20 protein-coding genes are annotated in these 23,580 nt (G+C 63.7%); 10 read left to right on the forward strand and 10 right to left on the reverse strand.

All coding sequences use genetic code 11. The features are described 5' to 3' along the window. Nucleotides 1-322: 322 nt before the first annotated feature. On the reverse strand, nucleotides 323-1,543 hold the full coding sequence (locus tag DFS21_RS03930; protein ID WP_110696742.1) for a CaiB/BaiF CoA-transferase family protein: 1,221 nt from the start codon (nucleotides 1,541-1,543) through the stop codon (nucleotides 323-325). A gap of 15 nt (nucleotides 1,544-1,558) precedes the next feature. Beyond that, on the reverse strand, nucleotides 1,559-2,740 hold the full coding sequence (locus tag DFS21_RS03935) for an acyl-CoA dehydrogenase (RefSeq protein ID WP_023630017.1): 1,182 nt from the start codon (nucleotides 2,738-2,740) through the stop codon (nucleotides 1,559-1,561). Nucleotides 2,741-2,903: 163 nt separating this feature from the next. Between DFS21_RS03935 and DFS21_RS03940 the strand changes: the two genes are divergently transcribed. The 5 genes from DFS21_RS03940 (at nucleotide 2,904) to DFS21_RS03960 (ending at nucleotide 8,812) form a co-directional block, all read left to right on the forward strand. After that, a complete protein-coding gene (locus tag DFS21_RS03940) occupies nucleotides 2,904-3,803 on the forward strand; it encodes a LysR family transcriptional regulator (protein WP_110696744.1) in 900 nt (299 codons plus the stop codon). Between the two features lie 437 nt (nucleotides 3,804-4,240). Then, nucleotides 4,241-5,362 (forward strand): Re/Si-specific NAD(P)(+) transhydrogenase subunit alpha, encoded by a 1,122-nt coding sequence (locus DFS21_RS03945; RefSeq protein WP_038707135.1) that lies wholly within the window; start codon nucleotides 4,241-4,243, stop codon nucleotides 5,360-5,362. Nucleotides 5,363-5,373: 11 nt separating this feature from the next. Beyond that, nucleotides 5,374-5,688 (forward strand): NAD(P) transhydrogenase subunit alpha, encoded by a 315-nt coding sequence (locus DFS21_RS03950; protein WP_110696745.1) that lies wholly within the window; start codon nucleotides 5,374-5,376, stop codon nucleotides 5,686-5,688. 2 nt (nucleotides 5,689-5,690) lie between these two features. Then, entirely contained in the window at nucleotides 5,691-7,127 is a 1,437-nt protein-coding gene (locus DFS21_RS03955) for an NAD(P)(+) transhydrogenase (Re/Si-specific) subunit beta (protein WP_023631271.1), read from the forward strand. Between the two features lie 191 nt (nucleotides 7,128-7,318). Next, nucleotides 7,319-8,812 carry an acetyl-CoA hydrolase/transferase family protein gene (locus DFS21_RS03960; RefSeq protein ID WP_110696747.1) on the forward strand — a complete coding sequence of 498 codons (1,494 nt, stop codon included), beginning with the start codon at nucleotides 7,319-7,321 and terminating at the stop codon, nucleotides 8,810-8,812. 102 nt (nucleotides 8,813-8,914) lie between these two features. On the opposite strand, the gene DFS21_RS03965 is transcribed toward DFS21_RS03960, so the two are convergent. Then, complete coding sequence (locus tag DFS21_RS03965; RefSeq protein ID WP_111531888.1) at nucleotides 8,915-10,582, reverse strand: bifunctional diguanylate cyclase/phosphodiesterase; 1,668 nt, start codon at nucleotides 10,580-10,582, stop codon at nucleotides 8,915-8,917. A 256-nt stretch (nucleotides 10,583-10,838) separates the two neighbouring features. On the opposite strand from DFS21_RS03965, the gene rep reads away from it, so the two are divergent. Beyond that, nucleotides 10,839-12,848, forward strand: coding sequence for a DNA helicase Rep (gene rep / locus DFS21_RS03970; RefSeq protein WP_102684790.1), 2,010 nt, complete (start codon nucleotides 10,839-10,841; stop codon nucleotides 12,846-12,848). A gap of 64 nt (nucleotides 12,849-12,912) precedes the next feature. Then, a complete protein-coding gene (gene xpt, locus DFS21_RS03975; RefSeq protein WP_028689919.1) occupies nucleotides 12,913-13,485 on the forward strand; it encodes a xanthine phosphoribosyltransferase in 573 nt (190 codons plus the stop codon). 39 nt (nucleotides 13,486-13,524) lie between these two features. Here xpt and DFS21_RS03980 read toward each other — a convergent pair whose 3' ends face one another. The 5 genes from DFS21_RS03980 to dadA form a co-directional block, all read right to left on the reverse strand. Further along, nucleotides 13,525-15,387 (reverse strand): acetyl-CoA hydrolase/transferase C-terminal domain-containing protein, encoded by a 1,863-nt coding sequence (locus tag DFS21_RS03980; protein WP_111531889.1) that lies wholly within the window; start codon nucleotides 15,385-15,387, stop codon nucleotides 13,525-13,527. Between the two features lie 136 nt (nucleotides 15,388-15,523). Then, a complete protein-coding gene (locus tag DFS21_RS03985; protein WP_110697524.1) occupies nucleotides 15,524-15,928 on the reverse strand; it encodes a cytochrome c5 family protein in 405 nt (134 codons plus the stop codon). A gap of 154 nt (nucleotides 15,929-16,082) precedes the next feature. Then, nucleotides 16,083-16,631 (reverse strand): cupin domain-containing protein, encoded by a 549-nt coding sequence (locus DFS21_RS03990; protein ID WP_023629132.1) that lies wholly within the window; start codon nucleotides 16,629-16,631, stop codon nucleotides 16,083-16,085. A gap of 108 nt (nucleotides 16,632-16,739) precedes the next feature. Continuing rightward, complete coding sequence (alr, locus tag DFS21_RS03995; RefSeq protein ID WP_110696753.1) at nucleotides 16,740-17,813, reverse strand: alanine racemase; 1,074 nt, start codon at nucleotides 17,811-17,813, stop codon at nucleotides 16,740-16,742. A gap of 164 nt (nucleotides 17,814-17,977) precedes the next feature. After that, nucleotides 17,978-19,279, reverse strand: a complete 1,302-nt coding sequence (gene dadA, locus DFS21_RS04000) for a D-amino acid dehydrogenase (protein ID WP_111531890.1) — start codon at nucleotides 19,277-19,279, stop codon at nucleotides 17,978-17,980. Between the two features lie 156 nt (nucleotides 19,280-19,435). On the opposite strand from dadA, the gene dadR reads away from it, so the two are divergent. Beyond that, a complete protein-coding gene (gene dadR, locus DFS21_RS04005; RefSeq protein ID WP_003258963.1) occupies nucleotides 19,436-19,924 on the forward strand; it encodes a transcriptional regulator DadR in 489 nt (162 codons plus the stop codon). 4 nt (nucleotides 19,925-19,928) lie between these two features. Here dadR and DFS21_RS04010 read toward each other — a convergent pair whose 3' ends face one another. Continuing rightward, a complete protein-coding gene (locus tag DFS21_RS04010) occupies nucleotides 19,929-20,282 on the reverse strand; it encodes a YkgJ family cysteine cluster protein (RefSeq protein ID WP_110696757.1) in 354 nt (117 codons plus the stop codon). 144 nt (nucleotides 20,283-20,426) lie between these two features. Between DFS21_RS04010 and DFS21_RS04015 the strand changes: the two genes are divergently transcribed. Beyond that, nucleotides 20,427-21,719, forward strand: a complete 1,293-nt coding sequence (locus tag DFS21_RS04015) for an FAD-binding oxidoreductase (protein ID WP_110696759.1) — start codon at nucleotides 20,427-20,429, stop codon at nucleotides 21,717-21,719. On the opposite strand, the gene DFS21_RS04020 is transcribed toward DFS21_RS04015, so the two are convergent. Next, complete coding sequence (locus DFS21_RS04020; RefSeq protein WP_046857575.1) at nucleotides 21,716-21,946, reverse strand: DUF1127 domain-containing protein; 231 nt, start codon at nucleotides 21,944-21,946, stop codon at nucleotides 21,716-21,718. The genes DFS21_RS04015 and DFS21_RS04020 overlap by 4 nt on opposite strands. 176 nt (nucleotides 21,947-22,122) lie before the next feature. On the opposite strand from DFS21_RS04020, the gene DFS21_RS04025 reads away from it, so the two are divergent. After that, nucleotides 22,123-23,553, forward strand: a complete 1,431-nt coding sequence (locus DFS21_RS04025; protein ID WP_178081997.1) for a PLP-dependent aminotransferase family protein — start codon at nucleotides 22,123-22,125, stop codon at nucleotides 23,551-23,553. Nucleotides 23,554-23,580 lie beyond the last annotated feature (27 nt).

The following is a 23,580-nucleotide window of genomic DNA, read 5'->3' on the forward strand; positions in this document are numbered from 1 at the left end:
TGCGAGAAACCCGTTCAACTTCAAACACTTGACTCGCTGCGATCTCTCGTAGCGGGAGGCGAATCATACAGCGTTACAACCTGCTGTCAACTGCCTTTTTCACCGCTGCCGATCAGATGACCGAAGCACTTCCGGAACCTTTCCAAACAATCAACTCTTTGATATTCAAGGAGTTTTTCGTTCCGATGTCGCTGGAAGTGGGGCGCATTATAAGGGGATCTGAAAGCGCGTCAACCGTTAATTTCATAAAACCTTCAGATTGTTGAAAAGCAAAGCGGGGCGGCCTGCCGGCCGCCCCGCTTCTTTCTATCTATAGCGCGTGTTACAGCACACCTGCGCCCCGAAGCCCCTGCACCGCTTCCCCACTCAGCCCCAGCACATCCATCAGCACCGCCTCGGTGTGCTCCCCCAGCAATGGAGGCGCATGGCGATACTCCACCGGCGTCTCCGACAACCGGATCGGGCTGGCCACCTGCGGCACGCTGCCCGCCAGCGGATGTGGAACATTCACCGCAAGCCCACGCGCCAATACCTGTGGGTCCTGGAACATCTGCGCCAGGTCATTGATCGGCCCGCATGGCACACCCGCCTTCTCCAGCTCTGTGACCCATTCAGCCGTGGTCTTGAACACCGTAGCCTGACGAATCAACGGAATCAGCTCCGCACGGTTGGCTACCCGCTGCTTATTAGTAGAGAACCGCGGGTCATCCGCCCACTGCGCCTGCCCCGCCACTTCAGCAAACTTGCGGAACTGCCCGTCATTACCCACGGTAAGAATGAAATTGCCATCCGCCGTCGGGAAGTCCTGGTAGGGCACGATATTGGGGTGCGCATTGCCCAACCGCCGTGGCGGGTTGCCAGTGGTGAGGTAGTTCATCGCCTGATTGGCCAGGCAGGCCACCTGCACATCCAGCAACGCCATATCGATATGCTGACCTATCCCAGCCTGATCACGATGCGCCAAGGCCGCAAGAATCGCCACGGTGGAATACAGCCCGGTCAGGATGTCAGTGAGAGCCACCCCCACCTTCATCGGCCCCGCGCCCTCCTCTCCCTCCGGGCGCCCGGTCAGGCTCATCAGCCCGCCCAGCCCCTGGATCATGAAGTCATAGCCAGCACGCTTGGCATATGGCCCGGTCTGGCCGAAGCCGGTGATCGAGCAATAGATAAGCTTCGGGTTGATGGCCTTCAGACTTTGGTAATCCAACCCGTAGGCTGCCAGCCCGCCCACCTTGAAGTTCTCGATGACGATATCCGACTTCGCCGCCAGCTCGCGCACCAGGCGCTGGCCTTCGGGCTGGGTGAAGTCGATGGTCACCGAGCGCTTGTTACGGTTGGCCGATAAGTAGTAGGCCGCCTCGCTGGTATTCTCGCCCTGGGCATCGCGCAGGAAAGGCGGCCCCCAGGAGCGGGTGTCGTCACCCGCGCCGGGGCGCTCCACCTTGATTACATCCGCCCCAAGGTCGGCAAGGATCTGGCCGGACCAGGGGCCGGCCAATACCCGGGAAAGATCCAGCACCCGCAGATGGGAAAGCGCGCCCATGGCCTGGCTCCTCTATTAATAGAACGCCTGGATGCCGGTCTGCGCGCGCCCAAGGATCAGCGCGTGCACGTCGTGAGTACCTTCATAGGTGTTGACCACCTCGAGGTTGACCAGGTGGCGGGCGACGCCGAACTCGTCGGAGATGCCGTTGCCACCCAGCATGTCCCGCGCCAGGCGGGCGATGTCCAGGGCCTTGCCGCAGGAGTTGCGCTTCATGATCGAGGTTATTTCCACCGCTGCGGTGCCTTCGTCCTTCATACGACCCAAGCGTAGGCAGCCTTGCAGGGCCAGGGTGATCTCGGTCTGCATGTCGGCCAATTTTTTCTGGATCAGCTGATTGGCGGCCAGTGGGCGGCCAAACTGCTGACGATCCAGGGTGTATTGGCGAGCGGTGTGCCAGCAGGCCTCGGCGGCACCCAGCGCACCCCAGGAGATGCCGTAGCGGGCCGAGTTCAGGCAGGTGAACGGGCCTTTGAGGCCGCGCACATCGGGGAAGATGTTCTCTTCCGGCACAAACACGTTGTCCATGACGATCTCGCCGGTGATCGAAGCACGCAGGCCGACTTTGCCATGGATGGCCGGAGCACTGAGGCCGTCCCAGCCTTTCTCCAGCACGAAGCCACGGATATCGCCGGCATCGTCCTTGGCCCAGACCACGAACACATCGGCGATCGGGCTGTTGGTGATCCACATCTTGCTGCCGCTCAGACGATAACCACCGTCGACCTTGCGGGCGCGGGTGATCATCGAGCCCGGGTCGGAACCATGGTTGGGCTCGGTCAGGCCGAAGCAGCCGATCCATTCGCCACTGGCCAGCTTCGGCAGGTACTTCTGCTTCTGTGCCTCGGTACCGAACTCGTTGATCGGCACCATGACCAGCGACGACTGCACGCTCATCATCGAGCGGTAGCCGGAGTCGATACGCTCCACCTCGCGGGCGATCAGGCCGTAGCAGACGTAGTTCAGGCCGCTGCCGCCGTACTGCTCGGGAATGGTGGCGCCGAGCAGGCCGACTTCACCCATCTCACGGAAGATCGCCGGATCCGTCTGTTCATGACGGAACGCCTCCAGCACACGGGGCGCCAGCTTGTCCTGGGCGAACTGATAGGCGCTGTCACGGACCATGCGCTCTTCTTCAGTGAGCTGCTGATCCAGCAGCAGCGGGTCGATCCAGTTGAAGCTTGCCTTGCCAGCCATGTGCGGATTCCTCGAAAGATGGGAACGAATTGTTGTGCTGGATTGATCCTAGGCCTGTTTGGCGTGAGGGACAAACGAGGATTGCGCACCGTTTAGTGATATTTTCTCACTTCGTAATCATCAAAATGCCCTGCTCAACGCCTGACATGTGAGGTTCACGTACATGCGCCGCAAGATTCCCAGCACCACTGCCCTGGTCTGCTTCGAGGCGGCCGCACGTCACGAGAGCTTCACCAAGGCCGCTCAGGAACTGGCCCTGACCCAGGGTGCCGTCTGTCGGCAGATCGGCAGCCTGGAGGCCTTCCTCAATGTCGAGCTGTTCCGCCGCTCGCGCCGGGGCGTGAAACTGACCGAAGCCGGGCTCTCCTACAGTCGCCAGGTAACCGCACAGCTGGATGCGGTGGAGCGCGACACGCTTTCGGTGATGCGCCAGCAAGGCGCCAATGTGATCGAACTGGCAGTGGTGCCGACCTTCGGCACCCAGTGGCTGCTGCCGCGCCTGAAGGACTTCCAGCAGCGTCACCCGGAGGTCACGGTCAACCTGACCAACCGCACCCGCCCCTTCCTGTTCGCCGACACGCCCTTCGATGCCGCCATCTACTTCGGCGACGCCGACTGGTCGGGCACCCAATCCCACCGACTGATGGGCGAGAACCCCGTGCCGGTGTGCAGCCCTTCCCTGCTGGAAGGGCAAGCCAGGCTCGACGCCCAGCGCATTGCCGACTTGCCACTGCTGCAGCAGACCACCCGCCCTTATGCCTGGCGACAATGGTTCGACGGCTTGGGGATGAGCGTCGAACGCGACATGACCGGCCCGCGCTACGAGCTGTTTTCGATGCTCGCCCAGGCCGCCATGCATGACATGGGCATTGCGCTGATTCCACCGTTCCTGATCCAGCGCGAGCTGCAGGAGGGCCGACTGGTGGTCGCTAACAGGCATGCCCTCTCCAGCGACAAGGCCTACCATCTGATGATCCCCGAGCGGAAGGTCGAGTCCGCCTCGCTACGGGCGTTCCGCGACTGGCTGGTGGCGCAGGCGCAACGATACACCGCCACGGAATAGGGTGAAGCGGGCAAAGCTGACCCCGTAGTCAATTATTTTTAACACCTACAAATATATGGATTTGTCGCAAATTCGTAATCTGTTCCGTTCACCCTGAAAAACATAGCAACCCTAGTTACTGCGCGGGTTTGCAGCTGATTTTGCGACATTCAGCAAACTGAGAACGAAAATAGCGGAATTTTTTTCAAATTTTCTCCTAAGCTCCGCATAGCGCGTGCTTGACGGGTTGAGGGCAAATCGTTGCGACATACGGTCACAGGGTGACTTGTAGTTTTGACTTCGTTTCGCTCCATAACCGGTTGAAGGCCCTCGGGTTCGTCTGCAAAATGCCTCCCCGCCCCGGATCCGGCGGGGTCGTGCTCTACGACCACCCAGCCGCACCACCCGAAGTGCGCTGGTTCCTATAAAGACAAAAGGTCACCGCAGGAGACAAAGTCGTGCACATTGGTGTTCCTCTCGAGACGCAGACGGGTGAGACAAGGGTCGCCGCGACCCCGGAAACCATCAAGAAACTGGTTGGCCAGGGCCATCAGGTCACCGTGCAACGGGGGGCAGGGCTAAAGGCCAGCATTCCGGACAGTGCCTATGAGGCCGTTGGCGCCAACTTGGGCGAAGCCGCCGACGCCTTCGGCGCGCAGCTGGTGCTCAAGGTGGTCGCGCCCAGTGACCAGGAGTTGGCGCTGATCAACAGTGGCAGCCTGCTGGCAGGCATGCTCAACCCGTTCAACAACGAACTGATCGCCAAGATGGCCGAGCGCGGCATCACCGCCTTCGCCCTGGAAGCCGCACCGCGCACCTCACGCGCGCAGAGCCTCGACGTCCTGTCGTCGCAAGCCAACATCGCCGGCTACAAGGCCGTGTTGCTGGCCGCCCACCACTACCCGCGCTTCATGCCCATGCTGATGACCGCCGCCGGCACCGTGAAAGCCGCCCGCGTGCTGATCCTCGGTGCCGGTGTGGCCGGCCTGCAGGCCATCGCCACGGCCAAGCGCCTGGGCGCGGTGATCGAGGCGTCCGACGTGCGCCCGGCAGTGAAGGAGCAGATCGAGTCGCTCGGCGCCAAGTTCATCGACGTGCCCTACGAGACCGACGAGGAACGTGAGTGCGCCGAAGGTGTGGGCGGCTACGCCCGGCCAATGCCGGCCAGCTGGATGCAGCGCCAGGCCCAGGCCGTGCACGAGCGTGCCAAGCAGGCGGACATCGTCATCACCACCGCACTGATCCCCGGACGCAAGGCACCGACCCTGCTCAGCGCCGAGACCGTGGCGCAGATGAAACCCGGTTCGGTGGTCATCGACCTGGCCGCGGCCCAAGGCGGCAACTGCCCGCTGACCGTGGCCGACCAGGTGGTGATGGCGCACGGCGTGACCCTCGTCGGCCCGACCAACCTGCCGGCCCAGGTCGGTGCCGACGCCTCGGCGCTGTACGCGCGCAACCTGCTGGACTTCATGAAGCTGCTGTTCGACAAGGACGGCAACCTGGTCATCAACCTCGAAGACGACATCGTCGCCGCGTGCCTGATGTGCCGCGACGGCCAGGTCGTGCGCAAGAACGGCTGAGGAGCACGACAATGGAAGACATGCTGATTTCCCACGGCATCTACAACCTGATCATCTTCGTGCTGGCCATCTACGTGGGCTACCACGTGGTGTGGAACGTCACCCCGGCCCTGCACACGCCGCTGATGGCGGTCACCAACGCCATTTCCGCGATCGTCATCGTCGGTGCCATGCTGGCCGCCGCGCTGACCGTCACCCCGGTCGGCAAGGTCATGGGCACCCTGGCCGTGGCGCTGGCCGCGGTCAACGTGTTCGGTGGCTTCCTGGTCACCCGCCGCATGCTTGAGATGTTCAAGAAGAAAACCAAGAACGAGGCGCAGAAGTAAGCATGAGCATGAATCTGGTAACGCTCCTCTACCTCGTCGCCTCGGTGTGCTTTATCCAGGCGCTCAAGGGCCTGTCGCACCCGACCACTTCGCGGCGCGGCAACCTGTTCGGCATGATCGGCATGGGGATCGCCATCCTCACCACCGTTGGCCTCATCTATAAGCTTGGGGCTGAGCTTGCGACAGCGGGTATCGGCTACGTGATCGTCGGCCTGCTGGTCGGTGGTACCGCGGGTTCGATCATGGCCAAGCGCGTGGAGATGACCAAGATGCCCGAACTGGTCGCGTTCATGCACAGCATGATCGGCCTGGCCGCGGTATTCATTGCCATCGCCGCCGTGCTCGAACCACAGTCGCTGGGCATCGTCGCCGCCATCAGCGACCCGATCCCCACCGGCAACCGCCTCGAGCTATTCCTTGGCGCGGCCATCGGCGCCGTCACCTTCTCAGGTTCCGTGATCGCCTTCGGCAAGCTGTCGGGCAAGTACAAGTTCCGCTTGTTCCAGGGCGCACCGGTACAGTTCGCCGGCCAGCACAAGTTGAACCTGATCCTGGGCCTGGCGACCATCGCCCTGGGGCTGCTGTTCACCTTCACCGGCCACTACAGCGCCTTCACCCTGATGCTGGCCCTGGCCTTCGTCATGGGCGTGCTGATCATCATCCCGATCGGCGGCGCCGACATGCCGGTGGTAGTGTCGATGCTCAACAGCTATTCGGGCTGGGCAGCAGCCGGTATCGGCTTCTCGCTGAACAACTCGATGCTGATCATCGCCGGCTCCCTGGTCGGTTCCAGCGGCGCGATCCTGTCGTACATCATGTGCAAGGCGATGAACCGTTCGTTCTTCAATGTGATCCTCGGTGGCTTCGGTGCCGACGTCGATGCCGGTGCCGCGACGGGTTCGAAAGAGCAACGCCCGGTGAAATCCGGTTCGGCCGACGACGCCACGTTCCTGCTGAGCAACGCCGACAGCGTGATCATCGTCCCGGGCTATGGCCTGGCGGTGGCCCGTGCCCAGCACGCGCTCAAGGAGCTGACCGAGAAGCTGACCCACAACGGCGTGACCGTGAAGTACGCGATCCACCCGGTGGCGGGGCGCATGCCCGGGCACATGAACGTGCTCCTGGCCGAGGCCGAGGTCCCGTACGACCAGGTGTTCGAGATGGAAGACATCAACGCCGAGTTCGGCCAGGCCGACGTGGTGCTGGTGCTGGGCGCCAACGATGTGGTCAACCCGGCGGCGAAGAATGATCCGAAGTCGCCGATCGCCGGCATGCCGATCCTCGAGGCCTTCAAGGCCAAGACCATCATCGTCAACAAGCGCTCCATGGCCAGCGGCTATGCCGGCCTGGACAACGAATTGTTCTACCTGGACAAGACCATGATGGTGTTCGGTGACGCGAAGAAGGTCATCGAGGACATGGTCAAGGCTGTGGAGTAGGTCCAACGAGCATCGCGACCGCTTGTACAAGACAAACTCCGGGAAGCCATTTCCGGGGTTTGTCGCATCTGCCTGATCCAGATCAACGGCTCTATTTCCGGGCCGCTCATACGACCATGGTCGCGGGACGGCACCGGGCGAAATCTCTAGACTGCGCTTCCAGTAGCTTCAGTAGCCTGAGATAACAATCCATGTACCGTGATCGTATCCGCTTGTCCTCCCTGCACAGCAAGGTAATGAGTGCGGCTGACGCCGCTGGCCTGATCGAGGACGGCATGACCGTCGGCATGAGCGGCTTCACCCGCGCCGGCGAAGCCAAGGCCGTGCCCCACGCACTGGCCGAGCGCGCCAAGCAGTCGCCGCTGAAGATCAGCCTGATGACCGGCGCCAGCCTGGGCAACGACCTGGACAAGCAACTGACCGAAGCCGGCGTACTCGCCCGGCGGATGCCGTTCCAGGTCGACAGCACCCTGCGCAAGGCCATCAACGACGGCAAGGTGATGTTCATCGATCAGCACCTGTCGGAAACCGTCGAGCAGTTGCGCAACAAGCAACTGACCCTGCCGGACATCGCGGTCATCGAAGCGGTGGCGATCACCGAGCAAGGCCATATCGTGCCGACCACCTCGGTGGGCAACTCGGCCAGCTTCGCGATCTTCGCCAAGCAGGTCATCGTCGAGATCAACCTGTCGCACAACGCCAACCTTGAAGGCCTGCACGACATCTACATCCCGACCTACCGTCCGACCCGCACGCCGATCCCGCTGGTGAAGGTAGACGACCGCATCGGCAGCACCGCGATCCCGATCGACCCGGCGAAGATCGTCGGCATCGTCATCAGTGACCAGCCGGACTCGCCGTCCACCGTGCTGCCGCCCGATCATGAGACCCAAGGCATCGCCGACCACCTGATCGCCTTCCTCAAGGGCGAGGTGGATGCCGGCCGCATGAGCAACAACCTCGGGCCGCTGCAGGCCGGTATCGGCAGCATCGCCAACGCGGTGATGTGCGGCCTGATCGAGTCGCCGTTCGAAAACCTGACCATGTACTCCGAAGTACTGCAGGACTCGACCTTCGACCTGATCGACGCAGGCAAGCTGAGCTTTGCCTCGGGCAGCTCGATCACCCTGTCGAGCCGCCGCAATGCCGATGTGTTCGGCAATCTGGAGCGCTACAAGGACAAGCTGGTGCTGCGTCCGCAGGAGATTTCCAACCACCCTGAAGTGGTGCGTCGCTTAGGGATCATCGGCATCAACACGGCGCTCGAGTTCGACATCTACGGCAACGTCAACTCGACCCACGTCTGCGGCACCAGGATGATGAACGGCATCGGCGGCTCGGGCGACTTCGCCCGCAACGCCCACCTGGCGATCTTCGTCACCAAGTCGATTGCCAAGGGTGGTGCGATTTCCAGCGTGGTGCCAATGGTCAGCCACGTCGATCACACCGAGCATGACGTGGACATCCTGGTGACCGAAGTAGGCCTGGCCGACCTGCGCGGCCTGGCGCCGCGCGAGCGCGCCCGGGTGATCATCGACAACTGCGTGCACCCGGACTACCGCGCGGCACTCAACGACTACTTCGAGCGCGCTTGCCAGCGTGGCGGGCATACCCCGCATATCCTGCGCGAGGCGCTGAGCTGGCACGAGAACCTGGAAGAAACCGGGCGTATGCTGGCGGGTTGATCCAAAGGCAACAGGGCGCCGCTGACGCGGCGCATCGCCGGCAAGCCGGCTCCCACAAGAACGGCGCAACACCTGTGGGAGCCGGCTTGCCGGCGATTGGGCCTAAAGGGTCTGCACCAAACCCGGGGTGGGCACCTGCAACAGGTACTCGATCAACGCCTCCACCGGCAACGGCCGACTGACCAGGAAGCCCTGCACCTGGTCGCAACCGAACGCCCGCAGCAGCGCCAGCTGCTCCTCGCTCTCCACCCCTTCTGCCACCACCTCCAGATTGAGGTTGTGCGCCAGGTTGATCATCGCGTGGACCAGCTTGGCGTTCTCTTCGCGTTGCTCCATGCCGCCGACGAAGCTGCGATCGACCTTCAGCAAGGTGATCGGCAAGCTGTTCAGGTGCACGAACGATGAAAAGCCGGTGCCGAAGTCATCCAGCGAGAAGCGCACCCCCAGCCGCCCGAGGGCATCCATGGTCTGGCGGACCAACTCGTTGCGGCGCATGACCGCCGTTTCGGTCAGCTCGAACTCCAGCCAGCGCGCATCGACCCCGTGCTCGACGATCAGCCGGCTCAGGGTTGCCAGCAACTGACTGTCCTGGAACTGGCGAAAGCTCAGGTTCACCGCCATGTGCAGCGGCGCCAGGCCGCGTTCGCGCAGGGCCTGCATATCACTCAGGGCCCGCGAGATCACCCAGTAACCCAGTGGCACGATCAACCCGCTCTGCTCGGCCAGCGGCACGAACTCACTGGGCGCCAGCAGGCCGCGCTCGGGATGGTTCCAGCGCACCAGCGCCTCGAGCCCGACGATACGCCCGTCGACAAGGTTCAGCCGCGGCTGGTAGTGCAGTTCCAGCTCGTCGCGGCGCAGAGCGCGGCGCAACTCGCTTTCCAGGTCGGCGAGGCTGCGTGCGTTGCGATTGATACGCTCATTGAATACGTGGAAGGTACAGCCCTGGCTGCCCTTGGCCTGGCGCATGGCGATGTGGGCGTGCCACATCAGCGGGTCGGCGCCGGCCTGGGCGCGGGCATGGGCGATCCCCAGGCTGCAGCCGAGCAGCAGGCTCTCGCCGTCGATCCAGTAGGGCTCGGTCAGCGCCTCGGTGATGCGCTCGGCCATCCACTCGGCGCGGTTGGGGTCACGCCGGGTGTCGATCAACAACGCGAACTCGTCGCTGCCCAGGCGCGCCAGTTGGTCGCTCGCCTCCAACTGGTGCTTCAGGCGGGCGACCACCTGCAGGATCAGGCGATCGCCCCCCTGGTGGCCGAGGGCGTCGTTGACGTGGCGGAAATTGTCCAAGTCGAGGTGGCCGAGGGCCAGGCCACGGCCTTCGTTCTCGGCCAAGCGCGCGGTCAGCAGGGCCTGGAAGCCCTGGCGGTTGGCGATGCCGGTCAGTGGGTCTTGTTCGGCCAGGCGCTGCAGGGTGGCCACCAGCACGCCGCGCTCACGCACATGGCGCAGCGAACGACGCAACGTGTCGGTGGACAGTTGCGCCAGCACCAGCCAGTCGCTTGCGCCCAGCGGCGCGCTGGCCGGTTCCTGCTCAAGCAGCAGGATCGTCGGCAGCTCGCAACGCCCCGGCGCGGGCTGCAGCTCGGGCGTGGCCAGCACCACGGCCTGACGGTCGTTGGCGAACAGGCTATCCACCGCCGCCCAGTTCGGCGCGGTCAGCAGCACGACGCTGCCACCCATAGGTTGCAAGCACTCGCGCAGATGCACGGCCCACTCCGGCTCATCAGCCAACAGCAGCAAACGCAGGGGTTCGACAGGCGTGGACAAGCGGGCTCCTTAGATGTGGGCGGTGGAACGGCGAGCGCGGGCAATCCTACCCGATTAATTGGAAATGATTTTCACTTTTAGTCATTGCCCGTCCCTGGCCACCATCCCGACGCAATCTGACGTGCATCCTGCGCGAAAGTAGCAGATGCGGCAAATCCGATTCGCGCCCTGCATCACAACGTCAGACGGTCGCGCATTAACCACCCCATGCCTGCTAGAATGCGCGGCTATTTTCTGGTCACCCCCGGTTTCTAGCATGTCCCGACTCAATCCCCGGCAACAGGAAGCCCGCGACTACGTCGGCGGCCCTCTTTTGGTGCTCGCCGGTGCAGGCTCCGGCAAGACCAGCGTGATCACGCGCAAGATTGCCCACCTCATCCAGAACTGCGGCATCCGTGCCCAGTACATCGTCGCCATGACCTTCACCAACAAGGCCGCGCGCGAGATGAAGGAGCGAGTCGCCACCCTGCTGCGTCCGGGGGAAGGCCGGGGCCTGACCGTGTGTACCTTCCACAACCTGGGCCTGAACATCATCCGCAAGGAGCATGACCGCCTGGGCTACAAGCCGGGGTTCTCGATCTTCGACGAGTCCGACATCAAGGCGCTGCTGTCGGACATCATGCAGAAGGAATACTCCGGCGACGACGGCATCGACGAGATCAAGAACATGATCGGTGCCTGGAAGAATGACCTGATCCTGCCGCCCGAGGCCCTGGAAAAGGCGCGCAACCCGCGCGAGCAGACCGCGGCCATCGTCTACACCCACTACCAGCGCACGCTCAAGGCGTTCAACGCGGTGGACTTCGACGACCTGATCCTGCAGCCGGTCAAGCTGTTCCAGGAACACCCCGACGTGCTCGAACGCTGGCAGAACCGCGTGCGCTACCTCCTGGTGGACGAGTACCAGGACACCAACGCCAGCCAGTACCTGCTGGTGAAGATGCTGATCGGCATGCGCAACCAGTTCACCGTGGTCGGCGACGACGACCAGTCGATCTACGCCTGGCGTGGCGCGCGCCCGGAAAACCTGATGCTGCTCAAGGAGGACTACCCCTCCCTGAAGATCGTCATGCTCGAGCAGAACTACCGCTCCACCAGCCGCATCCTGCGCTGTGCCAACGTGCTGATCGCCAACAACCCGCATGCCTTCGAAAAGCAGCTGTGGAGCGAGATGGGCGTGGGCGACGAGATCCGCGTGATCCGCTGCAAGAACGAGGAAGCCGAAGCCGAACGCGTGGCCATGGAGATCCTCACCCTGCACCTGCGCACCAACCGCCCGTACAGCGACTTTGCCATCCTCTACCGCGGCAACTACCAGGCCAAACTCATCGAATTGAAGCTGCAGCACCACCAGGTGCCGTACCGACTGTCCGGCGGCAACAGCTTCTTCGGTCGCCAGGAGGTCAAGGACCTGATGGCCTACCTGCGCCTGCTGGTGAACCCCGACGACGACAATGCCTACCTGCGTGTCATCAACGTGCCGCGCCGCGAGATCGGCTCGACCACGCTGGAAAAGCTCGGCAACTATTCCACCGAGCGCGGCATCTCGATGTACGCCGCCAGCGAGGAGATGGGCCTGGGCGAGCACCTCGACGCCCGCTACACCGAGCGCCTGCAGCGCTTCAAGCACTGGCTCGACGGGGTACGCCACAAGGTCGCCCTGGACGACCCGATCGCCGCGCTGCACGAGATGATCCGCGACATCGACTACGAGAACTGGATCCGCCAGCAGACCGCCAGCGACAAAGCCGCCGAGTTCCGCATCAGCAACGTCTGGTTCCTGGTCGAAGCGCTGAAGAACACCCTCGAGAAGGACGAAGAGGGTGACATGACCATCGAGGACGCCATCGGCAAGCTGGTGCTGCGCGACATGCTCGAGCGCCAGCAGGAAGAGGAAGAAAACGCCGAGGGCGTGCAGATGATGACCCTGCACGCCTCCAAGGGCCTGGAATTCCCTTACGTGTTCATCATGGGCATGGAGGAGGAGATCCTCCCTCACCGCTCGAGCATCGAGGCCGACACCATCGAGGAGGAACGCCGCCTGGCCTACGTGGGCATCACCCGCGCGCGCCAGACCCTGGCCTTCACCTTCGCCGCCAAGCGCAAGCAGTACGGCGAAATCATCGACTGCACACCGAGCCGGTTCCTGGATGAACTGCCGCCGGACGACCTGGCCTGGGAAGGCCTGGACGATGCGCCCGTGGAAGTGAAAGCCGCGCGCGGCAACAACGCCCTGGCCGATATCCGGGCAATGCTCAAACGCTGATCAACCATTACTCTTAAACTTTGCCGCTATTTGCGGCCACCTTTGCTACATCGAGGAAAAAAAAGTGGAAGCACTGCATCAGAAGATTCGCGAAGAAGGCATCGTGCTTTCCGACCAGGTACTCAAAGTCGACGCGTTTCTCAACCACCAGATCGACCCGGCGCTGATGCAGCTGATCGGTGACGAGTTCGCCCGCCTGTTTGCCGACTCCGGCGTGACCAAGATCGTCACCATCGAAGCGTCGGGCATTGCCCCAGCGGTGATGACCGGCCTGAAGCTCGGCGTGCCGGTGATCTTCGCCCGCAAGCACCAGTCGCTGACCCTGACCGAGAACCTGCTGACTGCCTCGGTGTACTCCTTCACGAAGCAGACCGAGAACACCGTGGCCATCTCGCCGCGCCACCTCAACAGCAGCGACCGCGTGCTGGTAATCGACGACTTCCTGGCCAACGGCAAGGCGTCCCAAGCGCTGATCTCGATCATCAAGCAAGCCGGCGCCACCGTGGCCGGCCTGGGCATCGTCATCGAGAAGTCGTTCCAGGGCGGCCGCGCCGAGCTGGACAGCCAGGGCTACCGCGTCGAGTCGCTGGCCCGGGTGAAGTCGCTGGAAGGTGGCGTGGTCACCTTCATCGAGTAATGGATCCGTGGGGGCGGGCTTGCCCGCTCCCACGCAGTCTCACGGTTTGGTAGCCTGAAGTCCTGCCAGCAGCAGCCGCTGGTACAACTCCTCCTTCAGCCCCTGTGGTTCCCCCAGCCCCATGCGCGCCAACTGCGCTGCATAGGCCTCGGGCGCCGGCGCATCCAGAGCCGCCTTGCCCAGCTCCAGCGCCTCGCTCAGCTTGAACTTGCTCTTGAGCCAATTCAGCGCCCGCAACAAGTCACGCTCCTCGGCCGTGAAATCGCTGCCCAACGGATATTCCGGGAACAATCGCGCATGCCGCGCGCGGGTTGCCTCCAGACGCTCGGGAGTGTTGTCGGTATAGCGCGCATCCAGCACGAAATACTTCGCCAGCTTGCCCGCCGCCTTGGCTCGCTCCATCAGCTCGCGCTGAAAACGTGAGTCGCTGATCGCCAGCAACCGCGCGATCACCTCGCTGTCGGTCTGCCCGCGCAGGTCGGCGATGCCGTATTCGGTGATCACGATGTCTCGCAAGTGCCGGGGTATGGTGCAATGGCCGTAGGTCCAGTAAAGATTGGAGGTCACCTCGCCACCGACCTCGCGCCAGCTGCGCAACAAAAGGATCGAGCGACCGCCCTCCAGCGCATGGCCTTGGGCGACAAAGTTGTACTGCCCACCCACACCGCTGAGTACCCGGCCATCCTCGAGCTGGTCGGCGACACCGGCACCCAGCAAGGTCATGCCGAATACCGTATTGATGAAGCGCGCATCCCGGCGCTGGCAGCGCTTGCGCTCCTCCTGGCCGTAAAGCTCGTTGATGTAGCTGATGGCGGTCATGGCGAAGCATGCGCGCTGCTCCAGCGGCATCTCGCGCAGGCGCTGGTAAAACGCCCGTGGGCCGAGGAAGAACCCACCATGCACCAGCACGCCGTGCTCGTCGGCCGGGCGGCGCACCACCCCGGCTTCAGCCAGCGCAAGCAACCCGTTGACGAACATTTCGCTACAGCCATACAGCCCCTGGGCAAAGGTATCCCGCCCCCCTTCCCGCTCGATCAGTGCCTGCCATGGGCCGACATCCAGCTCATCGAGCAGCGCACGATAGCCTTCGTTATCGCCCTGGCGCGCCAGCAGCGCCGCCGCCACCGCATCCCCCATGGCGCCGATACCGATCTGCAGGGTGCCTCCGTCACGCACCAGAGTGCTGGCATGCAGGCCGATGCAATGGTCTTGGGTGTTCACCGGCATGTTTGGCGTGGAGAACAACCGGCGACTTTCGGGCTGGTCGATCAGCAGGTCGAACTGTTCCAGGCGCAGCTCCGCGTCCCCTGGCATGTAGGGCAGTTCGTCATGGATCTGACCAAGCACCAGGATGGTCTCGCCCTCAGCGCGGCGCCGGGCGATCATCGGCAGCAGGTCGAGGGTGATATCGGGGTTGCAGGCCAGGCTCAGGTGATCGGGCCGCTCGGGCGTGGCCGCCACCAGCTGCGCAATCAGGTTCAGTCCCTTGGCGTTGATATCCCGTGCGGCGTGGCTGTAGTTGCTGCTGACGTAGGCCTGCTGGGCCGTGTCGCTGTGCAGCAGGCTGCCGGGCTGCATGAAGAACTGCTCGACGCGGATGTTCGGCGGGAGCCGGTCGGCACGCAGGTCGGCCAGATAGGTGAGCTCTTCGTAGTCGGCGAACACACGCTCGACGAAGGGCTCGAGGAAACGACGCTGCAGACCGTCGCCCAGCGCGGGCCGGCCCAGGGACAGGGCGGTGTAGATCGTCAGCCGGCGCTCGGGAAGATCACGAACCCGCGCGTACAGCGCGTTGACGAAGGCGTTGGGTTTGCCCAGGCCGAGCGGCAGGCCCATGTGAATATGGCTGGGCAGTCGGGCCAGGGCCTGTTCGACAGCCTGGTCGATGGAGCAGCGATACATCTGGGCCTCCTGAGTCATCCGTGGGTTCAGGGGTTGGACACAAAGTCACAGCGGGTTGGTTGCCTGTCCCGCCCCCGCCCGGCCCAAAAACAAAAGCCCGCCATCAGAGGCGGGCTTTATACAAGTCAGGTCCGGCTCACAGCCCGGACATCTTCTTGATCGCGCCCTTCAGGTCTTCATCCGAACAATCGGCACAAGTGCCCTTCGGCGGCATGGCGTTGATCCCGGTGATGGCCTTGGCCAGGATGCCATCAAGGCCGCCCTGGTGGTCGGCACGCTCTTTCCACGCGGCGGTGTCACCGATCTTCGGCGCGTTCAGCAGGCCGGTGCCATGGCAGGCATTACAGTGTTTGGCGATGATCTCATCCGGCGTCTTGGCACCGCCGCCACCGGCACTGGCGGCCACTTCCATGCCCTTGCATTCCTGGCCCTGGACGCACACCTGGCCGACCGGCTCGAGACGCTTGGCGATGTCGTCGTTGGTTGCAGCGGTTGCGCTCATTGCCCAAAGGGCGAATACGGCTGCTGGTACGGCCAGCATCTTCTTGATTTGGTTCACGCGAACACCCTCATGGTGGCTAATCACGCCCGCGGCCACGGAATTGCGAGCGTTGAAAAGTATAGCGGGAACCTGGAAGGCGTGAAACGACCACACTCAGGGAAAGGGTATTGACCCATCAATGCACTGCGCTGGATCAAAAGTTCGACGGGGTGGCCGCGCTGATCAGCCGGGCCGGCTCCTCGAACGGGTTGCGGAAGCGGTGCGGGCGGGTGCTTTCGAAGTAGTAGCTGTCGCCGGCCTCGAGGATGAAGATCTCGGTGCCGACCACCAGTTCCAGGCGGCCTTCGAGAAGAATGCCGGTCTCTTCGCCATCATGGGTGAGCATTTCCGCCCCCGTGTCGGCGCCCGGCGGGTAGACCTCGGTCAGAAACGCGATGGCGCGATTGGGGTGCGACTTGCCGACCAATTTCATGGTCACCGCGCCATCGGAGATGTCGATCAGCTCGTGCGCCTTGTAGACGATCTGGGTTGGGCTTTCGGGCGCGAGTTCCACCGAGAAGAACTCGACCATGGACATGGGGATACCGCTGAGCACTTTGCGCAGGGAGCTGATCGACGGGCTCACGCTGTTCTTCTCGATCATCGAGATGGTGCTGTTGGTCACCCCCGCGCGCTTGGCGAGTTCGCGCTGGGACAGGCCCTTGAGCTTGCGGATGGCTTGCAGTCGTTCACCGACGTCCAAAGCTTGCGCCTCCAGAAACGGTCGAGGTTGGGGGAGTGTGAACGATATGATGGCAATGCCGTTCAGTATTTACAACACACAGCCCCGCAGCCTGTCCGCTTCAGCGCCTTATTCGCCGATATAGTCCAGCGGCACGCGCTTGAGATTGCAGAAGATCTGGTACGGAATGGTCCCGGCCTGCATGGCCACGTCGCTGGCCAGCACTTGCTTGCCCCACAACTCGACCGGGCTGCCGATAGTGGCCTCGGGCACGTCTGTGAGGTCGACGCAGAGCATGTCCATCGACACGCGGCCAATCAGCTGGGTGCGCTTGCCGGCCACCACCACTGGCGTGCCAGTAGGTGCCTGGCGCGGGTAGCCGTCGGCATAACCCATGGCGACCACGCCGACCCGCGTCGGCCGAGGGCTGACGAACTTGGCGCCATAGCCCACAGGCTCGCCGGCGGGCAGCTCGCGCACGCTGATGATGCGTGATTGCAGGGTCATCACTGGCTGCAGACGAGCAGCCTCGGCCTGCTCCACTTCGAACGGCGTGGCGCCGTAGAGCATGATGCCCGGACGCACCCAGTCGCTCTTGATGCTCGGCCAGCCCAGCACGGCCGGCGAGTTGCGCAGGCTGCACTCGGCGGCCAGCCCCTGGCGGGCGGCCTCGAACACGGCGACCTGCTGTGCGGTAGCGGCGGCGTCGAGCTCGTCGGCGCGGGCGAAGTGGCTCATCAGTACGATGCGTGAGACCTTGCCGCTGGCCAGCAGGCGCTGGTAGGCGTCGGCGTAGTCCTTGGGGTGCACGCCGACACGGTGCATGCCGGTGTCCATCTTCAACCAGACGGTCAGCGGCTTGTGCACCGAGGTCTTCTCGATCGCTTCCAACTGCCATGGCGAATGCACCACGCACCACAGATCATGTTCGGCGATCAGCGCCAGCTCGCTGGCCTCGAAGAAACCTTCGAGCAATAGTACCGGTGCCTTGATGCCCGCCGCGCGCAGCTCCAGGGCCTCCTCGATGCAGGCCACGGCAAAACCGTCGGCCTCGGTTTCGAGCGCCAGTGCGCAACGCACCGCGCCATGGCCATAGGCATCGGCCTTGACCACGGCCAGGGCCTTGGCGCCGGTCAGCTCACGGGCCAGGCGGTAGTTGTGTCGAAGGGCTTGGAGGTCGATCAGGGCACGGGCGGGACGCATGGCGGCAGCCTTCTGGCAGTTCTGGTTATCGATAAAGCCCCGGCGCGGCAGATGGGGGTAGGTACCCACCGCGCCGGGGTGAGGGAACAGGTCAATTGGTTTAGGGCCTCATCGTGGGGCAAGTCGCATCGGCGCACCACGATAAGGCCAACAGCATCGAATGCTTACTGGTGCGCAGGCGCCGGCTGTCCGTGCTTGGCAGTCTCGCGGCTATTGCCATAACGCGAGATGTCCAGGCCTTCGGCACTGATCTGCGGCTTCTTGCGCGCAATCAGGTCGGCCAGCAGGCGACCGGAACCGCAGGCCATGGTCCAGCCCAGGGTGCCGTGACCGGTGTTGAGGAACAGGTTACGGAACTTGGTCGCCCCGACGATCGGGGTGCCATCCGGAGTGGCCGGGCGCAGGCCGGTCCAGAAGCTCGCCTGGCTCAGGTCGCCGCCGCGAGGATAAAGGTCGTTGACGATCATCTCCAGCGTTTCGCGTCGACGCGGGTTCAGCGAAAGGTCAAAACCGGCGATCTCGGCCATGCCGCCGACACGGATGCGGTTGTCGAAACGGGTGATGGCGACCTTGTAGGTCTCGTCCAGGATGGTCGAAGTCGGCGCCATGTCACCATTGGTGATCGGCACGGTCAGCGAGTAGCCCTTGAGCGGGTAGACCGGTGCCTTGATGCCCAGCGGCTTGAGCAGCTGCGGCGAGTAGCTACCCAGGGCCAGCACGTAGCGGTCGGCGGTTTCCAGCTTGCCGTCGATCCAGACGCCGTTGATGCGGTCACCGGCGAAGTCCAGGCGCTGGATATCCTGGCCGAAGCGGAACTCGACACCCAGCTTGATGGCCATCTCGGCGAGCTTGGTGGTGAACATCTGGCAGTCGCCAGTCTGGTCGTTGGGCAGGCGCAGGGCGCCAGCGAGGATACCCTTCACGCTCTCCAGGGCCGGTTCGACCCGGGCAATGCCGTCACGGTCGAGCAGCTCGTACGGTACACCGGACTGCTCCAGCACTGCGATGTCCTTGGCCGCGGCGTCCAGCTGCGCCTGGGTGCGGAACAGCTGGGTGGTTCCCAAGCTGCGGCTTTCGTAGGCGATGCCGGTTTCGGCGCGCAGCTCGTCGAGGCAATCGCGGCTGTACTCGGACAGGCGCACCATGCGCTCCTTGTTCACCGCATAACGGCTGGCGGTGCAGTTGCGCAGCATCTGGGCCATCCACAGGTACTGGTCGACGTCGCCGGTCAGCTTGATGGCCAGGGGCGCGTGGCGTTCCAGCAGCCACTTGATGGCTTTCAGCGGCACGCCCGGTGCGGCCCAGGGCGAGGCATAGCCGGGCGAGATCTGGCCTGCGTTGGCGAAGCTGGTTTCCATGGCCACCGCCGGCTGGCGATCGACCACCGTCACCTCGAAACCTTGCCGGGCCAGATAGTAGGCACTGGAGGTACCGATCACACCGCTACCAAGTACCAGAACTCGCATTGTTGTATCCCTCGCACGCGGCTTGCCGCAGTCTTTTGTTGAAATGGCATGGATGCGCGCAGTATAAGAATCTCCGACCAGTGCTATTCACTATATAAGCAGCTATATTTGGCGAGAATTCTCGGCAAAATGGCCTTTCACGGAGGGGCATCCCCTATGAGAACCCAGCACCAGAGCAAGCGTGAACTGGACAAGATCGACCGCAACATCCTGCGGATCCTGCAGAATGACGGGCGTATCTCCTTCACCGAACTGGGCGAGAAGGTCGGGCTGTCCACCACCCCCTGCACCGAACGGGTGCGGCGCCTGGAACGCGAGGGGATCATCATGGGCTACAACGCCCGGCTCAACCCGCAGCACCTGAAGGGCAGCTTGCTGGTGTTCGTCGAGATCAGCCTGGACTACAAGTCCGGGGACACCTTCGAGGAGTTCCGCCGCGCCGTGCTCAAGCTGCCCCATGTACTGGAATGCCACCTGGTATCCGGGGATTTTGACTACCTGGTGAAGGCGCGAATCTCGGAGATGGCGTCGTATCGCAAGCTGCTCGGCGACATCCTGCTCAAGCTGCCCCATGTGCGCGAGTCGAAGAGCTACATCGTGATGGAAGAAGTGAAAGAGAGCCTGTGCCTGCCGATTCCGGACTGAAGCCTTACACCAGCACCTGGCGGGTACTGGCGATATAGGTGTGAACCAGCTGCTCGGCCGCCGGGTCGATCGGCTGCTCCGGGCCCCGCCCCCTGGGGCAGGCCAGCCGCGGCGTGGTGCCGAACAGGCGGCAGATCATCGGGCGCTCTTCATATACGGTGCAGCCGTTCGGGCCCAGGTGCACGCAGTCCAGGCGCTCCAGCGCGGCTTCCTGCTCGGCCTGGGTCTTGCGCGGCAGGCGGGCCATTTCCTCGGCCGAGGTGGTGACCGGGCCGCAGCAGTCATGGCAGCCGGGCTCGCACTCGAACGAGGGGATGAGCTCGCGCAGGAAATGGATCTTGTGGCGGTTGCAGGACATAAACGGCGCATCTGGGACATGAGTGCTGGATTATAAGGCAATCGCAGGAATCATCGTGGGAGCGGCGGTGCGCCGATGCGACTTGCCCGGCGATTGGCCGGTTGCCTATCCTCGCCTTTTCGCCTTGCACCCAGGAAACGACACATGGTCCACAGCGCGCAACACGCCGCCTCCTACTACGCCGCCAGCAGCGCGCCACACCCCGACTACCCGTTCCTGCAAGGCGAGCACAGCGCCGACGTATGCATTGTCGGCGGTGGCTACTCGGGCCTGAACACCGCCATCGAATTGGCCGAACGCGGCTTGTCGGTGATCCTCCTGGAAGCACGCAAGCTCGGCTGGGGCGCCAGCGGCCGCAACGGTGGCCAGCTCATCCGGGGCGTCGGCCACGGCCTGGAGCAGTTTCTCCCGGTGATCGGTGAAGAAGGCGTGCGCAGCATGAAGCTGCTGGGCCTGGAGGCCGTGGAGATCGTCCGCGAGCGTGTCGAGCGCCATGGCATCGACTGCGACCTGACCTGGGGCTACTGCGACCTGGCCAACAAGCCCGCCGAACTGGAAGGCTTCGCCGAGGACGCCGAGGAACTGCGCAGCCTGGGTTATCGTCACGAACTGCGCCTGGTGCAGCCCGGCGACATGCACTCGGTAGTAGGTTCCGAGCGCTATGTCGGCGGCCTGATCGACATGGGTTCCGGTCACCTGCACCCACTCAACCTGGCGCTGGGCGAAGCCGCCGTGGCCAGGCGCCTGGGTGTCGGCTTGTACGAGCAGTCGGAAGTGACCCGCATCGAGTACGGCCCGGAAGTGAAGGTGCATACCGCCCAAGGCCGGGTGCGCGCCAAGACGCTGGTGCTGTGCTGCAACGCCTACCACAACGACCTCAACCGCGAACTGGGCGGCAAGGTGCTGCCCGCCGGCAGCTACATCATCGCCACCGAACCCTTGGGTGAGGAACGCGCCCGCCAGTTGCTGCCGCAGAACATGGCGGTATGCGACCAGCGCGTGGCGCTGGATTACTATCGCCTCTCTGCCGACAACCGCCTGCTGTTCGGCGGCGCCTGCCACTATTCCGGGCGCGACCCGCAGGACATCGCCGCCTACATGCGCCCGAAAATGCTCAAGGTGTTCCCGCAACTGGCCAATGTGCGCATCGATTACCAATGGGGTGGCATGATCGGCATCGGTGCCAACCGCCTGCCGCAGATCGGCCGCTTGGCCAGCCAGCCCAACGTCTACTACGCCCAGGCTTATTCGGGCCACGGGCTCAACGCCACCCACCTCGCCGGACGCCTGCTCGGCGAGGCCATCAGTGGCCAGCAGAGCGGGCGCTTCGATCTATTCGCCAAGGTCCCGCATACCACCTTCCCCGGCGGCAAACTGCTGCGTTCGCCGCTGCTGGCACTGGGGATGCTCTGGTATCGACTCAAAGAGCTCGCCTAGTCACGCCAGAAGGGCTTGCTCGCCTCATGCCGAGCCTGCTCCCAGCTGATGCCGATATCGCGCAGTTGGTAATCCTCCAACTGCAACAGGGCCCTGCGGGTGCGCCAGCGATGCAGCATCAGGCTCCAACGACCCATGCCTTGGGGCGCGCTGAAGACCCGGGGACGCTGCTCCGACTCCAGTTCACTGGCCAACAGTTGCAAGCGCACATCGCTCATGCCACCCATCACCACGTCCTCCGTTCAGTACCTGACGTGGAGACAGCATGCGGGTACACCTCCTACCAATACAGAGCCAAAATCGACTTATTATTCCCATACAGAATTGGCGCAAATAGGGCTGCATGCAGTATTTTTCGCCTATCTGTACCGGTCCTTGGTCATCAGCTGAGCAGGAGTATGCAGTGACCCTCTATTTCAACCTCGCCGAACTGCTCGGTTCACGCATCGAGCAGGGCCTGTATCGCCCCGGCCAGCGCCTGCCGTCAGTGCGCGCCCTGAGCGTGGAGCATGGCGTCAGCCTGAGCACCGTGCAGCAGGCTTACCGCCTTCTGGAGGACAACGGCCTGGTCTCGCCGCGCCCCAAGTCCGGCTACTTCGTCGCCGAGGACCGCCAGCTACCAGCCCTGCCAGCCATCAGCCGCCCAGCCCAGCGTCCTGTGGATATCTCCCAGTGGGAACAAGTGCTGGAGCTGGTGCGCGCCACCCCGCGCCCGGAAGTGATCCAGCTCGGCCGCGGCATGCCCGACGTCGACAGTCCCACGCTCAAGCCACTGTTGCGCAGCCTGGCGCAGATCAGCCGGCGCATGGACATGCCCGGCCTGTACTATGACAACATCCACGGCAACGCCCTGCTGCGCGAGCAGATCGCCCGCCTGATGCTCGACTCCGGCTGCCGCCTGGGCCCGGCCGACCTGGTGGTGACCACCGGCTGCCACGAGGCGCTGTCGTGCAGTATTCGCGCGGTGTGCGAACCCGGTGACATCGTCGCGGTCGATTCACCCAGCTTCCACGGCGCCATGCAGACGCTCAAAGGCCTGGGCATGAAGGCCCTGGAAATCCCCACCGACCCCATCACCGGCATCAGCCTGGAAGCCCTCGAGCTGGCCCTCGAGCAATGGCCGATCAAGCTCATCCAGATCACCCCCAACTGCAACAACCCCATGGGCTACATCATGCCCGAGGCGCGCAAGAAGGCGCTGCTCACCCTGGCCCAGCGCTACGACGTGGCGATCCTCGAGGACGACGTGTATGGCGACCTGGCCTATACCTACCCGCGCCCGCGCACCATCAAGTCGTTCGACGACGATGGCCGCGTGCTGCTCTGCAGCTCGTTCTCCAAGACCCTGGCGCCAGGCCTGCGGGTTGGCTGGGTGGCTCCGGGTCGCTATCTGGAGCGGGTGCTGCACATGAAGTACATCAGCACCGGCAGCACCGCCTGCCAGCCGCAACTGGCGATCGCCGACTTCATCGCCGAAGGTCACTACCAGCCGCACCTACGGCGCATGCGCAGCCAGTACCAGCGCGGCCGCGACCAGATGTGCGACTGGGTGACCCGCTTCTTCCCGACAGGCACCCGGGCCAGCCGCCCGCAAGGTGGCTTCATGCTGTGGGTGGAACTGCCGGAGAGTTTCGATACGCTGCGCCTGAACCGCGCTTTACTGGAGCAAGGTGTGCAGATCGCGGTGGGCAGCATCTTCTCAGCCTCGGGCAAGTACCGTAACTGCCTGCGCATGAACTTCGCCGCCAGGCCCACGCCGCAGATCGAAGCCGCCGTGCGCAAGGTCGGTGAAACCGCCCTTCGTCTACTGGATGCCGAACACCCTGACAGGTAACTTTGCGCCGCCTGCCACGGTCCAACT

Source organism: Pseudomonas sp. 2848 (assembly GCF_003253945.1).
Lineage (GTDB): Bacteria > Pseudomonadota > Gammaproteobacteria > Pseudomonadales > Pseudomonadaceae > Aquipseudomonas.

What these genes read in the sequence shown, in the direction of transcription:
- DFS21_RS03930 (WP_110696742.1), bottom strand. Translation starts at nt 1,543, where the DNA reads ATGGGCGCGCTTTCCCATCTGCGGGTGCTGGATCTTTCCCGGGTATTG.
- DFS21_RS03935 (WP_023630017.1), bottom strand. Translation starts at nt 2,740, where the DNA reads ATGGCTGGCAAGGCAAGCTTCAACTGGATCGACCCGCTGCTGCTGGAT.
- DFS21_RS03940 (WP_110696744.1), top strand. Translation starts at nt 2,904, where the DNA reads ATGCGCCGCAAGATTCCCAGCACCACTGCCCTGGTCTGCTTCGAGGCG.
- DFS21_RS03950 (WP_110696745.1), top strand. Translation starts at nt 5,374, where the DNA reads ATGGAAGACATGCTGATTTCCCACGGCATCTACAACCTGATCATCTTC.
- DFS21_RS03955 (WP_023631271.1), top strand. Translation starts at nt 5,691, where the DNA reads ATGAGCATGAATCTGGTAACGCTCCTCTACCTCGTCGCCTCGGTGTGC.
- DFS21_RS03960 (WP_110696747.1), top strand. Translation starts at nt 7,319, where the DNA reads ATGTACCGTGATCGTATCCGCTTGTCCTCCCTGCACAGCAAGGTAATG.
- rep (WP_102684790.1), top strand. Translation starts at nt 10,839, where the DNA reads ATGTCCCGACTCAATCCCCGGCAACAGGAAGCCCGCGACTACGTCGGC.
- DFS21_RS03980 (WP_111531889.1), bottom strand. Translation starts at nt 15,387, where the DNA reads ATGTATCGCTGCTCCATCGACCAGGCTGTCGAACAGGCCCTGGCCCGA.
- DFS21_RS03985 (WP_110697524.1), bottom strand. Translation starts at nt 15,928, where the DNA reads ATGCTGGCCGTACCAGCAGCCGTATTCGCCCTTTGGGCAATGAGCGCA.
- alr (WP_110696753.1), bottom strand. Translation starts at nt 17,813, where the DNA reads ATGCGTCCCGCCCGTGCCCTGATCGACCTCCAAGCCCTTCGACACAAC.
- dadA (WP_111531890.1), bottom strand. Translation starts at nt 19,279, where the DNA reads ATGCGAGTTCTGGTACTTGGTAGCGGTGTGATCGGTACCTCCAGTGCC.
- dadR (WP_003258963.1), top strand. Translation starts at nt 19,436, where the DNA reads ATGAGAACCCAGCACCAGAGCAAGCGTGAACTGGACAAGATCGACCGC.
- DFS21_RS04010 (WP_110696757.1), bottom strand. Translation starts at nt 20,282, where the DNA reads ATGTCCTGCAACCGCCACAAGATCCATTTCCTGCGCGAGCTCATCCCC.
- DFS21_RS04015 (WP_110696759.1), top strand. Translation starts at nt 20,427, where the DNA reads ATGGTCCACAGCGCGCAACACGCCGCCTCCTACTACGCCGCCAGCAGC.
- DFS21_RS04020 (WP_046857575.1), bottom strand. Translation starts at nt 21,946, where the DNA reads ATGGGTGGCATGAGCGATGTGCGCTTGCAACTGTTGGCCAGTGAACTG.